At 36.3% G+C, this 15523-nt stretch carries 13 protein-coding genes; all 13 read right to left on the bottom strand.

All coding sequences use genetic code 11. The features are described 5' to 3' along the window. Positions 1 to 244 precede the first annotated feature (244 nt). On the bottom strand, positions 245 to 1345 hold the full coding sequence (spoVE, locus tag KHA87_RS03960; RefSeq protein WP_213092804.1) for a stage V sporulation protein E: 1101 nt from the start codon (positions 1343 to 1345) through the stop codon (positions 245 to 247). Between the two features lie 144 nt (positions 1346 to 1489). Continuing rightward, on the bottom strand, positions 1490 to 2845 hold the full coding sequence (murD, locus tag KHA87_RS03955; protein ID WP_213092803.1) for a UDP-N-acetylmuramoyl-L-alanine--D-glutamate ligase: 1356 nt from the start codon (positions 2843 to 2845) through the stop codon (positions 1490 to 1492). Then, positions 2846 to 3820 carry a phospho-N-acetylmuramoyl-pentapeptide-transferase gene (gene mraY / locus KHA87_RS03950; protein ID WP_213092802.1) on the bottom strand — a complete coding sequence of 325 codons (975 nt, stop codon included), beginning with the start codon at positions 3818 to 3820 and terminating at the stop codon, positions 2846 to 2848. Positions 3821 to 3822: 2 nt separating this feature from the next. Further along, positions 3823 to 4275 carry a hypothetical protein gene (locus tag KHA87_RS03945; protein WP_213092801.1) on the bottom strand — a complete coding sequence of 151 codons (453 nt, stop codon included), beginning with the start codon at positions 4273 to 4275 and terminating at the stop codon, positions 3823 to 3825. Further along, positions 4269 to 5738, bottom strand: a complete 1470-nt coding sequence (locus KHA87_RS03940) for a UDP-N-acetylmuramoyl-L-alanyl-D-glutamate--2,6-diaminopimelate ligase (RefSeq protein ID WP_213092800.1) — start codon at positions 5736 to 5738, stop codon at positions 4269 to 4271. The genes KHA87_RS03945 and KHA87_RS03940 overlap by 7 nt, the downstream gene beginning before the upstream one ends. A gap of 262 nt (positions 5739 to 6000) precedes the next feature. Next, complete coding sequence (locus KHA87_RS03935; protein ID WP_213092799.1) at positions 6001 to 7914, bottom strand: stage V sporulation protein D; 1914 nt, start codon at positions 7912 to 7914, stop codon at positions 6001 to 6003. A 117-nt stretch (positions 7915 to 8031) separates the two neighbouring features. Continuing rightward, complete coding sequence (locus tag KHA87_RS03930) at positions 8032 to 10275, bottom strand: penicillin-binding protein (RefSeq protein ID WP_213092798.1); 2244 nt, start codon at positions 10273 to 10275, stop codon at positions 8032 to 8034. Further along, entirely contained in the window at positions 10272 to 10640 is a 369-nt protein-coding gene (ftsL, locus tag KHA87_RS03925) for a cell division protein FtsL (protein ID WP_213092797.1), read from the bottom strand. Before ftsL ends, KHA87_RS03930 begins: the two co-directional genes overlap by 4 nt. A 105-nt stretch (positions 10641 to 10745) precedes the next feature. Next, positions 10746 to 11678: a 16S rRNA (cytosine(1402)-N(4))-methyltransferase RsmH gene (gene rsmH / locus KHA87_RS03920; RefSeq protein WP_213092796.1), complete on the bottom strand. Its 933-nt coding sequence runs from the start codon at positions 11676 to 11678 to the stop codon at positions 10746 to 10748. A 70-nt stretch (positions 11679 to 11748) separates the two neighbouring features. Continuing rightward, the gene (gene mraZ, locus KHA87_RS03915; protein ID WP_213092795.1) at positions 11749 to 12180 is read right to left on the bottom strand and encodes a division/cell wall cluster transcriptional repressor MraZ; all 432 of its coding nucleotides are present in this window, start codon (positions 12178 to 12180) and stop codon (positions 11749 to 11751) included. Between the two features lie 147 nt (positions 12181 to 12327). Next, entirely contained in the window at positions 12328 to 13947 is a 1620-nt protein-coding gene (gene bshC / locus KHA87_RS03910) for a bacillithiol biosynthesis cysteine-adding enzyme BshC (protein ID WP_213092794.1), read from the bottom strand. A 268-nt stretch (positions 13948 to 14215) separates the two neighbouring features. Continuing rightward, positions 14216 to 14611 (bottom strand): DUF3397 domain-containing protein, encoded by a 396-nt coding sequence (locus KHA87_RS03905; protein WP_213092793.1) that lies wholly within the window; start codon positions 14609 to 14611, stop codon positions 14216 to 14218. Positions 14612 to 14613: 2 nt separating this feature from the next. Continuing rightward, entirely contained in the window at positions 14614 to 15507 is an 894-nt protein-coding gene (locus tag KHA87_RS03900) for a 2-dehydropantoate 2-reductase (RefSeq protein WP_213092792.1), read from the bottom strand. Between the last annotated feature and the right edge of the window lie 16 nt (positions 15508 to 15523).

Here is a 15523-nt window from a genome sequence, read left to right as displayed (position 1 = left end):
AGTAAAAGAGTATTTACATGATTGATATAGAACTGTATTAAAAGTAAAGAAGATTAATCTATTTTCGAAAGATATTATTGCTTTTCTCTTGTTATAAACCTGTGCAAGCTCTGTTTCAAAGGACCTGTTCTTAATTTGATTATTGCTTTGTTTACCTAAATAAAACTCTTATAAGCATATCATGAACAATAGCAAAGTCATTTAAAAAAGAGCTACATAAAAAAAGAAAACCCTTGAAAGGGTCTTATATCCTGGAATATCTGCTTACATTTAAAAGAACTCCTACAGCAAATAACATTAGCGTTAAGGAGGAGCCTCCATAGCTTAAAAACGGAAGTGTTATCCCTGTAACCGGCATTAGCCCCGTCACAACTCCAATATTGATCATAACCTGAATAGCAATCATAGATATTATACCTACTGCAAGAAAGCTTCCATAAAGATCTGGAGCACCTAAAGCTATGCGAATTCCCCTCCACAAAAGTAAGGCAAATAACAGTAAAACCAATGTCCCCCCAATAAAGCCTAGTTCTTCTGCTAAAATAGCGAAAATGAAATCCGTTTGCGGTTCAGGTAAATAGAAAAACTTTTGGCGGCTTTGACCTAATCCTAATCCAAATAGGCCACCTGGACCAATAGCGTATAAGGATTGTATAATTTGAAATCCGGTGCCTAATGGGTCTTTCCACGGATCCATAAAGGAGGTAATCCTGTCCATTCGATACGGTGCTGATAAAATTAACCCAACAAATCCTGCTACTCCCATTATCCCTAGAAATGCAAAATGGGCAATCCTAGCTCCGGAAATAAAGATCATGATGATACAAGTCCCTAACATTACCGTTCCTGTACCTAAATCCGGCTGCAACATAATCATGCCAAATGCGAGAAATACTAGAGCAAGGGATGGTGCTAAGCCTTTTTTTATGGTTGTAATATATTTTTGATTTTCTGATAAAAATTTGGCTAAAAAGGCGATCATGGCAAGTTTTATGAATTCGGAAGGCTGAATGGAAAAAGCGCCGACTCCTATCCAGCTTCTAGAACCATTTCTTTCCATACCAATTCCAGGGATTAACACGAGCACCAATAATGCAAAACAAAAAATTAAAAGCAGCTTTGCCCATGTCCTCCATGTCCAATAATCGACATTCATGATAAAAAACATGCCAATAACTCCAATTCCAGCAAATAAAAGCTGTCTTTTCGCAAAATAAAAGGAATCGTCGAATTTATAATTAGCCCAGATTGCACTTGCACTATAAACCATGATTAAGCCGATTGTTAATAATGATAATGTGACAATAATTAATATAAAATCAGGATTAGATTTTTTTAACGGCAACTTCAACACCTCGGGCAGTGAATTATTAGAGCTTTAAAGAAGTTTCCTTTGTTGAAACCATTAACCTGAGCTTTAACTATACACTAAAAGGTGCTGCTTTCATGCTGAAGTTATGCTACCGCTCATCATCTTTTGAACAAGCTCCTATACTAACTTATGCACGGCATCAATAAAAATATCACCCCGAATTTCAAAACTTTTATATTGATCCCAGCTTGCACAAGCAGGCGACAATAATATTACATCGCCAGGATTAGATAATTGATATGCAACAGGTACTGCATCTTCAACATTATCGACACGTCTAATGGATTCTATACCAGCTGCTTTTCCCGCTGCCTCCATTTTTTCGGCCGTTTGTCCAAATGTAATAAGAGCTTTAACATTATTTAAGTATGGAACTAGCTCATCAAAATCATTACCACGGTCCAATCCACCAGCAAGTAAAATCACGGGTTGTTGAAATCCTTTTAACGCACTGCTAGCCGCTAAAATATTAGTAGCTTTTGAATCGTTGTAAAACTTGCGCCCCTCTATTTCCATAACAAATTGAGTTCGATGCTTTACCCCCTTAAAGGTAGTCAAAACTTGGTGGATTGCTTCATTGCTGACTCCCATGAGCTTTGTTGCAGCAACTGCAGCTAGTACATTTTCCAAATTATGCTCCCCTGGTAAAACAATATCGCTTGCTGGAATAATCGCTTCCCCAAGGAATGTTACATCGCCATTTCTCACACAGCAACCATCTTCTAAATATCTAACAGTAGAAAACGGAATTATCTTTGCCTTCGAAAAAGAAATCAATTCCATTAATTCACGCTGATTATCATTTACAATTAAAAAGTCATTCTTCGTTTGGTTTCTTGTTATATTTGCTTTTGCTTTTGCATATTCTTCTTTAGTCCCGTGATAATCTAAATGGGCTTCATAAATATTTGTGATAATAGCAATATGCGGTCGAAAGCTTTGAATCCCAATTAATTGAAAAGATGATAATTCAATTACCATTTGGTTATTTTCCGTGGCATTTTGAGCAACCTCTGATGCAACTGTACCAATATTTCCCGCGATAAGAGGATTCTTTTTACTATCTGCGTTTAATATTTCATAAATTAATGTGGTGGTGGTTGTCTTCCCATTTGTTCCTGTAATAGCAACGATTTCAGCTTCCGAAATTTTATATGCCAATTCCACCTCTGTAATAACAGGAATTCCGCGTTCCATCGCCCCGGAAACCAAAGGATTGTGATATGGAATCCCAGGATTTTTAACGATTAATTCAAACCCTTCATCTAAAAGCTCAACGGGGTGACTTCCGCATATTACTTTGATCCCCTCTTGAAGCAACCCTTGTGCCGCAGGATTTTTTTCTAGCGGTTCCTTATCATTCACCGTTACAAATGCCCCTAATTTATGTAATAAAGAAGCTGCACTGACCCCACTTTTTGCCAAACCTAATACAAGTATTTTTTTATGCTGATAATCGTTTATATTTTTCAATTACAACCACACCTCAATATAAATTCCTAATATTGCACATACTAATCCTACTGTCCAAAAAGTAACCACTACTCTCCATTCTGACCATCCTACAAGCTCAAAGTGGTGATGCAAAGGACTCATTTTAAAAATTCTTTTACCCGTTGTCTTAAAAGAAATTACTTGTAAAATTACAGATAACGTCTCCATTACAAATACAAACCCTATGATAATAAGGAGCAACTCCATTTTCGTTAAAATGGCAACAGTTGCTAACGCTCCACCTAACGCTAAGGAGCCAGTATCCCCCATGAATACTTTTGCTGGATGCGCATTAAATACTAAAAATCCTAGCAGGGCACCAGCTACTGCTACGGAAAATATTGCAACATCTATTTGGTGTTGATGCCATGCGATAATTGCCATAGCTCCAAAAGCAATTGCCGCCGTACCTGAAACTAAACCATCCAACCCGTCTGTTAAATTAACGGCATTGGAAAAACCAACTAGCCAGAAAATAATAACGACCAGATAAAACCATCCCAAATCAATAGTACCGTGAGTAAATGGAATGGATATTTCAGTCGGGATATGCGCGGTTCTTAAAATAATATAAAATATGACCGAAATAATAATTTGACCTAAAAGCTTCTGCTTAGATGTCAAACCGAGGTTTCTTTTTAATACTACTTTAATAAAATCGTCCAGAAAACCAAGGATACCGAATCCCAAAGTTACAAATAATAATAAATAGGTTTGAACCGTTGGATTGAAAAATTTCTTCATCATAACAATTGATGTAACGATAATGGAAATGACAATAACGATTCCACCCATTGTAGGAGTTCCCGTTTTCTTCTGATGGGATTTCGGTCCTTCCTCACGAATACTTTGCCCAAATTTCAGCCTTCTTAAAAAGGGAATAAAAATAGGAGAAAGCAAAACTGTTATAAGAAAGCCCATTAAAATCGTAAAGAAAATAACTTGTTCCATCATTTTTATCCCCTCCCATCTTTGTTCATAAAATTATTAATAGTTTCAAGTAATTGTTGTCCTGTGCCTTTTTCAGATAAATCATATGTTTGTGGATGATTTTTAAGAAGTTCAGGACTAAAGAAAACAAATTTAGTCATTTTTTCACACTCTTCTTGTTTAATTTTGTAAATGTAATGGTCGCATAATTGCTTAAATGCAGATATTGGATTTTCTACAAGAAATATCGGGAAATGATTAGGAGTGAAGAAAGGAACTTCCTTTTCACTCGGCCAAATTGCTGCAATGGCACCCGACTCAATTGCCTTATCAAGTCTATGCTCATTATCTATTGGAACAAATAATCCTTTTTTTAAATCCCCATTATCAAAAATAGAAACTGTATCAAAATGTATAGAAACATCCTGTATTCCGCGATTGTTTGCAAATAACTGATACAGGTCTGCTGTCGTTAACATTTTTTACACTCCTGTACTGCCTCGCTGGCAACGAGACGATCATCGAAATTATTAATTTTATCACCAATAATTTGGTATGTTTCGTGGCCTTTGCCTGCAATTAGTACTACATCTCCATCACCTGCATGCTGAACAGCATAATGAATTGCTTTTTTTCTGTCAACCATTTTCACATATTTTTGGTCCTTTACTCCTGCCTCCATATCTTGAAGGATAGCTTCAGGGTCCTCACTTCTTGGATTGTCAGAGGTAAAAATGGCATCGGTTGCGTATTTGCAAGCTATTTGCGCCATGATTGGACGTTTTGTTTTATCCCTATCTCCCCCACAGCCAACGACAACAAAAATCCGTTTTTTTGCAAATTGTTGAACGGTTTTCAAGACGTTTTCCAAGCTATCTGGAGTATGGGCGTAATCTACAATAATAGGAAAAGCTTGACCGGCATTCACTAATTCAAATCTGCCGGATACCCCCTTCACCTTCTCCATAGAACCAATTATAGATTCAAGAGGTATATTGAACACGTAACCGACTGATATAGCCGCTAAAACATTGTATATGCTAAACTTCCCAATCAACTGAAGGTGCACCCTATTTTCCCCTTCAGGCGAAACTAATGTAAAGGATGTACCTCTAGAATTCATTTCGATATCCTTTGCTGCAAATTGTGCAGTTTGATTATCGATGCCGTATGTAACCACATGTGCAGCCGTTTCCTTTTGTATCTTTTTGTAGGCTGGGTCGTCAATATTTAAAACAGCATATTTGGGATTATTATAGTTATAGGAGTTTCCAAGCTGAGCAAATAAAAGGCTTTTTGCTCTTAAATAATCCTCCATCGTATGATGATAATCCAAATGATCCTGGGTTAAATTAGTAAAAACGGCAACATCATAGTCGCATCCAAACACCCGACCTTGATCCAAAGCGTGGGAAGATACTTCCATAATCGCTGTTTTCACATCTTCATCAACCATTTGTTTAAATGTGCTTTGCAAAGTTAAGCTATCAGGTGTAGTATTTTTTGTTTCTACTACCCTATCACCGATTCTCATATACATCGTGCCTATTAATCCTGATTTCTCATTTGCATCACGAATCAATTGCTCAATCAGATGACTTGTTGTTGTTTTTCCATTAGTCCCGGTAATACCAATTAATTTTAACTGTTTTGTCGGCTGACCATAAAAATAATCAGCGAGAATGGCCATTGCTCTTTTGGTGTCAGGCACCACAATGACTGGAATTGAAACATCTAATGGTTTTTCCGCTAAAATGGCTACAGCACCTCGGTTTGCAGCATCTTCAGCAAATTGATGTCCGTCAACGGTAAGTCCCTTTATACAAATAAATAAATCTCCTGTTGTCACCTTACGATTATCTTGAACTAATTCGTTCACTTCCGGGTTGTCTATAGGAAGCTTCACAAAAGGTAATACATTGAAAAGTGTATGTAATTTCATTTTTTCATCTCCCATTAGAAAAGCGTAAGAGCCTTTACCATCGGCTAGCCGATAGGCTGATTGCGCTAGACACAGCTTATCAAAAGTTTATTATTTGACTGTATGTATTTTGAAATCACCATCAAAAAATAACAATCGATTCTATTTTACTAAAAAAAAGAGGATGAATCTATGCAGCTTTCCGATTAATTTCATGTTTTTTAATTTCCTATATTCTTAACTCTTAAAAAACAGGCGGCAATAATTATTTGCCGCCTGTTTTTTAATGCATATAAACTCGGATAGTAGATCCGATTTCTACCTTCTTGCCAGGTTCGGGATCTTGTTTTAAAACGGTATCCCCTTTGCCGCTAATATCCAACTTCAAATTAACATCCACTCCAAGAAAATCCTTTTTACTAGAACCAACTAAGTTCGGTACTTCAACAAGCGGAACCTGTGGATAGGTAATTTCCTTTTCAATCTGATTTTTACGGGGGTTGATTCCCATAGCACGCAAACTGTCCCCAATAATATTTCCAGCTATTGGTGCAGCTACTTGGCCACCAAATTGGACTGTATTCTTCGGATTATCAATAGCAAAATACACAACGATTTGCGGGTCGTCCGCCGGGGCAAAACCAACGAATGATAAAACATAATTGTTTTCTAAATATCTTCCGTTTTTCGCTTTCTGCGCTGTCCCCGTCTTTCCGCCAATTCGATACGAATCTACAAAGGCATTTTTTCCAGTCCCTTGAGCAACTACTGTTTCTAATGCATGGCGAATTTCTTTTGATGTTTTTTCTGATATTACTTTCCCTTTTGCAACAGGAGTTTTTTTCATTACCACCTTGCCTGTCACAGGATCATCCAGCTCCTTTGCAATATATGGTTGATACAATGTACCACCATTAATCGCTGCTGAAACTGCGGCAACCTGTTGGATTGGTGTAACAGAAACACCTTGTCCGAAAGCAGTAGTTGCCAATTCCACCGGTCCTACTTTATTTAAATTAAATAAGATTCCAGAGCTTTCCCCGGAAAGATCTATACCTGTTTTCTGGCCGAAGCCAAAATTTCGAATGTACTCAAATAATTTAGTCTTTCCTAACCTTTCTCCCAATTCTACAAATCCCGGGTTACAAGAATTTTGAACAACTTCGAGAAAGGATTCACTTCCGTGTCCACCCCTCTTCCAGCAGTGAAGTGTAGCTCCTCCAACTTTTACATACCCAGGATCAAAAAAGCTTTCCTTTTCTAAGTTTACTTTCCCTTCCTCCAATGCAGCAGCAAGCGTAATAATTTTGAAGGTAGAACCAGGTTCATATGTGCTCCATATTGGTAAATTACGATTGTATACCTCCTGGGGAACATTTTTATAGTTTGCTGGATTAAATGTTGGTCGACTTGACATTCCAAGGATTTCTCCGGTATTTGGGTCCATTGCAATTGCTATTATACCATCTGGATTATATTTTTTTTCTGCATTATTTAATTCTCGTTCAATTATGGTTTGGATTTTTGTATCTACCGTTAATTTTAAATTTAAGCCATTCTCCGGCGGAACATAATCGTCTGACATATTGGGCATTCTCTTCCCCTTTGCGTCAGAATAAAATTGAACAGAGCCTTTTTTCCCTTCTAATTCCTTGTCATATGTCAATTCGAGGCCAGTGAGACCTTGATTGTCAATTCCAGTAAAGCCCAAAACCTGGGATAAGTAACGACCAAAAGGGTAGTATCGTTTCGAGTCTTCCGCTATATATACACCTTTTAAATTTAATTTCCGTACTTTATTGGCTGTTTCCGGAGAGATTTTCCGACCAGCCTTTAGTCTTTCCTTACTGGACTTTTTCGTAATTTGTTCATAAATTTTTTCCTTTGAGCCTTTTAAAACCGCTGCCAGCTTCTCTGCAGTACCTGCAGGGTCCTCAATTTGTCTTGGGATAACATATATTGTGGGAGCACTTTGATTCGATGCAATAGCAATACCGTTCCGGTCAACAATTTTTCCTCTTTCCGGTTCAAAGGTAATATCCCTGCTCCATAAGTTCTTTGCTCTAGCAGTAAGCCAATCCCCTGAAAAAAATTGTACATACCCAAGTCTCATATCAATTATCCCAAAAATTAATAATCCGATAAGTAGTGTTATGACTAATCTTTTTCTAACCGTAACATTGGACACTCGTTTCACTAGGGCTATCCTCCTCCAGTTTAGCTCTTCCTCCCCATTGGAATGCCATTTATTCCTTAGAATATATGCTTGTACGAAATAAAAAAGAACAGCCCTTCCAATTGGAAGGACTGTAGATTAATCAAGCGGTGGGGAAGTCGAATTTTCACTTGGATTATTTTTATCTAGTTTTTTTTGGTTTGCTTTTTTAGCTTTTTGCTCGATAATTTTATCCATAGGCAATAGATTTACGGACAGAAGGTCCCCCTCTTTTATTGGTGAATTTGGAGTAAGATTTTGTTTTGCTACATAACCATTACCAGTCATATTTAGCTTTAAATCTAAAAGATTGGCAACCTTCAAAACATCCCTTTTCGACCAATTGACCATATTGGGAACGGACGGATTTCGATCTGTTTTCAGAATAATTTTTTCCCCTTCAATAAGAGCTGATCCCTTAACTGGAAGTTGATCACTAATAGTAGTGCCATTTCCTAATACAACCACCTGCAAACCGCTATCTTGCAGTTTTGTCTGTGCATCCGTGATATTCAAGTTCCTCACATCCGGTACCTTTGCCGTTTTTGTCACAGTTGACTTTGTTGGCTTGATATTTAAATATTGTAAGCTATTTTTCATTACCGGATTGAAAATCATTTGAACCGGTTTAGACCCACTCTCATTTTCTGCTAATTTTGGTTGCTGAATTGCAACGTAAACAATTAATTTAGGATCCTTCTCTGGTGCCATTCCAAGAAAAGAAAACAAATAATTTTCCGCTCCTTCTAGATATTGTCCATTTGGACCGGGAATTTGAGCAGTTCCTGTCTTACCAGTTACTTCGTACCCGGGAATATTATAGACCGTACCTGTTGCAACATTTTCTTTCCCCGATACAACTTTGCGAAGATACTTTCTGACTTGCTTTGCTGTCGTTGCACTAATAGGATTGCCTACTACTTCCGGCTTTGTTTCCTTTACTTCTCCATTATTTGGATTAACTAATTTATCTACTACATATGGCTTCATCATTTTTCCATCATTCGCTATAGCAGTGGCGGCTTGAATCATTTGCACCGCAGTAACGGTAGTTCCTTGACCAAAAGTCGTCGTATATTTTTCAATCGGCCAATTATAAAGGATTTTTCCGGTCGCTTCATTTGGAAGACCTATATTGGTAGGCTGTCCGAAATGGAAACGATCTAAGTATGTTCGGAAAGTATCCTGACCAATCTTATCAAGTAAAGTGGCAAAAGCAACATTCGAAGATCTTTGCAGTCCTTCCAAAAAGGTAATGTTTCCCCAGCCTGCTCCTTGATTCCAATCCTTTATTGGTCTAGGAACACCTTTTACATAAAATCGACCAGATTTATATGTGTCATTAGGATTAAATACACCTTGCTGAACAGCCGTTGCAAGTGTAAAGATCTTCATAACAGATCCAGGCTCATACGAGGTTTCAACCGCTTCATTTTGCCAAGCTTTTTCAATACCCTCTCTAGTCATCGGTTCGAAAGTAGGTCTTTGTCCCATTCCGAGAATCTTACCAGTTTTTGGGTCGGCTACAATCACCATCATTTTTTTGGGTTTATATTTTTTATCGACTTTATTAAGAGCGTCCTCTATGAAGATTTGAATCTTCTTATCTATCGTTAAATAGACATTATCACCATTTTTCGGAGCTTGGACTTGTTTTTTTGCACCTGGCAATAAATATCCCCATAAATCTCCTTTAAAAGTAGCCTTTCCATTCGTACCTTCAAGATATTTTTCAAGACTTTTTTCGACTCCCATTTTACCAACCATTTTCGAATTTGGATCGTCACCATTCTTAAGAGCATAATAGCCTATTAGATGAGATGCGAAGATTCCGTTTGGATAGAATCTTTTCGAATTCGGAATGAAAATAATCCCCGGTAATTTAAGGGCTTCAATTTTTTTCTTTGTATTATAGGAAATATCTTTTCCTGCTTTTCCGAATTCAACTTGAAATACGCCCTTTTTGGTTAGAAGCTTATAAATATCTTCTTGCGGCATATTAATATATTGCGATAATTTTTCAGCAGTCATTTGGGGATCTGCCACATGATGTGGATTTTTAGGATCCATCGTCATTCTTTTATCTAAGATTGCAGCTAATGAATAAGAGGAAACATCCTCAGCAATGACCTCTCCTTTATCATCATAAATAGTACCCCTTTTTGCCTCAATGACATCGGAACGCAAATACTGTTTTGCTGCTTTTGCAGCAAGTACTACACCATCCGCTTCCCCGGTTACCTGAATAGTAACAAACCTTACAATAATGATAAAAAAGAGCAGACCGAATATTAAAAATAATACTCCTGCTCCTCTATTGATATTAATTCTCTTCTTGTTCATTTTCCTTCAACAACCTTGACGTTATTTTCGTTTAACTTCAAACCTAGCTTTTCAGCCTTTTTCTTAATTCGATCGTATCTGCTTAAATCACTAACCTGTGTCTTCAAATCATTATTTATCTTTTTCTGTGATTGGACGGAGGATTGTAAATCCTGAATATCTCGATTCACCTTATAGATTGAAGCTTGAGTAGAAATAACCTTAATGGCCATAACACTGATAAAGGCGACTAACAATATTCCCAGCATTTTCTCACCCAATGTTATGGATTTCCGAGTATGTATCGGCTGAACTTGTGGATTGGTTTGGGTTGTTTGTTGTCTTTGCGGTTCAATATATTGTTGTTTTCTAGCTAAGTTACTCAAGCTAATCTCCTCCTTCTATTTATCATAATCGCTATGTTTTCGTATAGCTTATTCTACTCGTAAATTGGTTTTAATTATTTGTAGATTTTCAAGTATCAAAAAAGATTATAGTTTCTCAGCAACACGGAGCTTTGCTGATCTAGCACGATTATTTTGCTGAAGTTCCTCGTCACTTGGCACAATTGGTTTTTTTGTGATGATTTTTAAATGAGGTTTGTATTCATCAGGTACAAACGGGATGCCAGGCGGTAATTGCGGTCCAGTGCTTGCTTCCTTAAAAATGGTTTTGCATATGCGATCCTCTAAGGAATGAAAGGTAATTACACTGATTCTTCCTTGCGGATTTAATAATTGGATAGCATCTTGCAAAGAGCTTTCAAAGACATTTAATTCATCATTGACGGCTATTCGTATAGCTTGAAATACTCTTTTTGCCGGATGTCCACCCTTTCTTCGTGCCGGAGCGGGAATTGCTTCTTTAATCAGCTCCACTAATTGTCCGGTTGTTTGAATTGGGGCATTATCGCGAGCAGCTTCAATCTTTCTGGCAATTTGTTTTGAAAACTTTTCTTCACCATATTTGAAGAAAATTCTCACTAGATCCTCGTATGGCCAAGAATTGACTACGTCATATGCGGATATTTCACCTGCTAAATCCATGCGCATATCTAATGGCGCATCATGATGATAGCTGAAACCTCTTTCCGGAACATCCAATTGCGGGGAAGAAACTCCTAAATCATATAAAATTCCATCCACTGAATGAATTCCTCTTTGATTAAGCTCTACCTTTATATTTTGAAAATTATTATTGATAAAAGTTACTTGATTTTCATATGCTTTTAATTTCTCTTTTGCATGATTAATGGCTGTCATATCTTGATCAAAAGCAATTAATCTTCCCTTTTGAGAGAGCTTGGACAATAAATAATTACTATGACCAGCACCACCCAAAGTACAATCAACATACAGTCCATCAGGATTAATATTTAATTCATCCACTGTTTCTCTTAAAAGCACTGTTGTATGTTCAAACATTTCACATATCACCTTTCCAACCGAATCATAGGAAAAATTGTGTTTTCAAAAATCAATTGCTTCTTTAAGCTTAAATATCAAATCCAATCATATTTTCAGCAATTTCGGCAAATGATTCTTCCGATTCCTCAAAATAGTCTTCCCATAATTCTTTGCTCCAAATCTCTATTCGATTGGAAACTCCTAAAACAACACACTCTTTTTCTAACTGAGCATAGCCTACAAGCGGAGTAGGAATATTGATTCTTCCTTGCTTATCCAATTCACACTCGGAAGCACCAGAAAAGAAAAACCTCGTAAAGGCACGTGCATCTTTTTTTGTTAGAGGGAGGGCTTTAAGTTTTTCTTCGACTTGTTTCCATTCTTCAATTGGGTAACCAAATAAGCATCGATCAAGTCCTCTCGTGATAACAAATGTCTCACCTAAGAGCTCACGAAACTTGGCGGGAATGATGATTCGTCCCTTCGTATCAATGTTGTGTTGGTATTCCCCCATGAACATAGAACAAGCCCCCACTTTCTAAAATAAATGTACCACATTCCCCCACTTTTCACCACCTATTTTTTAAATTATACTTCATCCTTAATATTTCCTGCTTTTTGTCATGTTTTTTTCATAAAAAAAACCAGCTTGAAATCTCAAACTGGTTTACATTCGTATTAATTTATGGGTACCATCAAACTCATATGAAAGGGATAAAAGATCATCGATAAAGGTTGTTCCATACTTATTAATGATGTAAAAGATATTCCAAATTCTTTCCTGCGGAGAGTTATTTGGTCGTAAGCTTCTTTCAATACGACTATATACTGCCAAAACATTGTCATGCTTTTGTTCTATGTTTAAATTGATTTTCCTTTGTAAAAACTCGAGCTGACGCAGATGGATTGATAAATTTTTCTCGATCAAAGGTTCTATCCCTTTATCACTTTTGGATAAAATTTGACTATATTGATTTTCCAGCCAACCTCTTGCTTCTAGCACTAGTCCGTCCAACGTTTCATCTTTTACGGAATCCCAATACTTCTTTCTTCCATCCTCCACTCCATCACGAACGGTCTTTTCAACATCTAATTGTAATTCCTTCATATCCGCGGCAATAGAACGTTCTAAGATTGTAAGATTCAATCTTGCAATAACAGGAGGCATTTCGAATCCCATATGTTCAAAAGCCAGCTTTAATTCTGCCCAGTACGCGATTTCACCAGGACCTCCAATAAAAGCAAGTGTTGGAAATAACCATTCCTCCATCATTGGTCGGGTAACTACATTATTACTAAAATGTTCTGGATGATTTTCAAGCTCTGTTAATAATTCCATTTTTGTAAACTGGACTTTATTATTTTTTCCGATATAGTTACCCTGCTCTGGGAAGTAATCTAATAAAATTCTTTCCTTCCCATCATAATAGAATAAATTAACCGCATTCTTCCCAATCTCAATCGTATTGTTAAAATCATAAGAAGCGATAATCTCTTGCTGTTTTAATACTAAATCGGTAATAGAACTACTTTGTTCAATAATCTGTTTAAAGAAAGGAATCTCTAATCTTCTTAGCTGTTTATCTGCAGAATCAATAAGCAATACACCATATTTAGAGAATAGATTAAGGATTAGCTTCACAAAAAAGTCTACAAATGTTTTGGATTGGGCAATTGTGTTGTCCATCATGTGAAGCAGCTCGTTCGTGTATTCAGTTTCACCGAAATGCTCGAATACTTTCTTAACCCATTTTTTCATATGAAGTTTATCAAATTCCACATCAGAAACCATTCGCTTTTCAATGGGGCCTTCAATATAACTCAACTTATTAATAGTACGGTTATTTTCAACAAAAACATGATTTACCTCTAAGTAATCATGATCTTCCCCCGCAATCCAGAAAACTGGAACAACAGGGACTTGTAATTTTTTCTCTTGTTCTCTCGCAAGGTGAATAATCGAAATGAGTTTATGTACTGTATAAAGCGGTCCTGTCAATAATCCCGCTTGCTGCCCCCCAATAACCACAACCGATTCAGGTTGTCTTAATTTTGCAAGGGACTTTTTTACTTCATCAGTGGGAGAGAATTTCTCCATATATGCTTCTATACAATCAGCTAATTTATCTCTTTCAAATGTGCGAGCTTGCACATCTTTATAACGCTTTTTAAAAAGTTCCTTATCTGTTATGTCATAATGAAAAAAGTCTTTCACTGGTTTCTTTTGCTCTATGTAAAGGGAAGCAAAACGGTTCGTTGCTGGAATTAAGATATTTTCCAGATCCATATGGTGAATCTTCCTTTCCGATTTCTTAATAAAACAATAATCTTCTTCATCAATCTTGTTTGAGTATAGCATTATTATGCAAGAAAGAAAAAAAAGTTGCTTATAATATTTTCTTTCTTTAAGGCTCTTTTCTTGAACTTTGTTGCTTTTTCAGAAGAAAATCTTCATAACGACTAATGCATATAACTTCCTTATGAAAAAGAAGACTATTAGGATACATATATAACAATATAAGAAAATCAACAATCAATACGAGAACAGCCCTTCTTTAATACATAGCAACTGATTCGACAATACTACGTGTTAAGCCATAAATCATCAAAATAATATAACTGGTAAAAAATAACAAAAAATTAAAACGCCAAAAACCCTTAAATACTTTAGTATATATTATTTCATTGCGCACATAACGATATAAGAAGACAAAACAAATAGCTGAGAGGAGCATAACCAATGCAATTAACCACAGGTAAGAATGCGACCAAATTACTAAAGCAAGCTCATTGACCGATAATATAAGAAAAAAAGTAGTAATATCAATCGCATGCGAAACAGCTTTTCGATGATTATTTGTTGTCATCTTAATAATAAAAAATACGGTAAGATAAGCAAAGAAGGGCGCAATTATTAATATACCTGCAATCCATGAAAGAAAAACCCCCATTATTATTCGCCTCTTTCTTCTTCCATTCCCTTAACCATCTGAAACAATGCGTTTGTAATAGGAACTTGGATTTTTTCTGTCTTTGCTCTTTCCAATATATATCCCAAGATTGCATCGACTTCAGTTCTTCGTTTATGAAAAATATCCATTAACATAGATGACTTATTTTCACTTGTATTTCGGCATACTTTCACTATTTCCCCATAAATCATTTGTTTGTCCATAAAGGAAAATACTCTAAATACCTCATTAAAGTAAGTATTCAATAAAGAAAGGTAGTGAGAGTTTGATATTAAGTCTCCATTTCGTACATTTAGTATAGCAGTCAGAGGATTAATCATTGCATTGATCAGCAATTTCTTCACCAGCATATCCTCCCATTTAACTTGAAAATTAATGGGAAAGTAAGGTATATCCAGATTTATCAGTGTATTCACCTTTGATTTTTCCCCTCTAAATAAAGCAATGTTGGTTTGTCCGATTCCAGTATGCTTAACGGTATTTTCACTTGTTTTCAATGCGCCATGCTCTACAGTGCCTACTGCAATGGTTTCATTTTTCAATTCCTTTAATAAATTAATATGGCCCATGCCATTTTGTAAAAATAACACAGGGATAGTGTATGGAATATTATTAAGTATCGGCAAGATTTGGGAAAGATGATATTGCTTAACAGAAATTATTATTAAGTCTTGTTCATTTAAACTATGACCAAATGGATCGGAAATAACATTAGTATGAAAACAGTCCTTTTCCGAATTTACGATTATTCCTTTTTGCGCAAGAAGCTCCGATTGCTCCTGTCTTCTAGCTAACATCGTAATCATATTTTCCTTTCCTAAATAACCTCCAAATAAAAGCCCCATTGAACCTGCACCGATAATAGCAATTTTCATTAAAATCCCTCGACTT

The organism is Bacillus sp. FJAT-49736, assembly GCF_018343615.1.
Classification (GTDB): Bacteria; Bacillota; Bacilli; order Bacillales; family Bacillaceae_C; genus Margalitia.
This window is presented reverse-complemented; position numbering and strand designations above follow the sequence as displayed.

Bases quoted from the DNA above. Each gene is read 5' to 3' on its own strand.
- mraY (WP_213092802.1), bottom strand. From the start codon at position 3,820: ATGATGGAACAAGTTATTTTCTTTACGATTTTAATGGGCTTTCTTATA.
- KHA87_RS03945 (WP_213092801.1), bottom strand. From the start codon at position 4,275: ATGTTAACGACAGCAGACCTGTATCAGTTATTTGCAAACAATCGCGGA.
- KHA87_RS03940 (WP_213092800.1), bottom strand. From the start codon at position 5,738: ATGAAATTACATACACTTTTCAATGTATTACCTTTTGTGAAGCTTCCT.
- KHA87_RS03930 (WP_213092798.1), bottom strand. From the start codon at position 10,275: ATGAACAAGAAGAGAATTAATATCAATAGAGGAGCAGGAGTATTATTT.
- rsmH (WP_213092796.1), bottom strand. From the start codon at position 11,678: ATGTTTGAACATACAACAGTGCTTTTAAGAGAAACAGTGGATGAATTA.
- mraZ (WP_213092795.1), bottom strand. From the start codon at position 12,180: ATGTTCATGGGGGAATACCAACACAACATTGATACGAAGGGACGAATC.
- bshC (WP_213092794.1), bottom strand. From the start codon at position 13,947: ATGGATCTGGAAAATATCTTAATTCCAGCAACGAACCGTTTTGCTTCC.
- KHA87_RS03905 (WP_213092793.1), bottom strand. From the start codon at position 14,611: ATGGGGGTTTTTCTTTCATGGATTGCAGGTATATTAATAATTGCGCCC.
- KHA87_RS03900 (WP_213092792.1), bottom strand. From the start codon at position 15,507: ATGAAAATTGCTATTATCGGTGCAGGTTCAATGGGGCTTTTATTTGGA.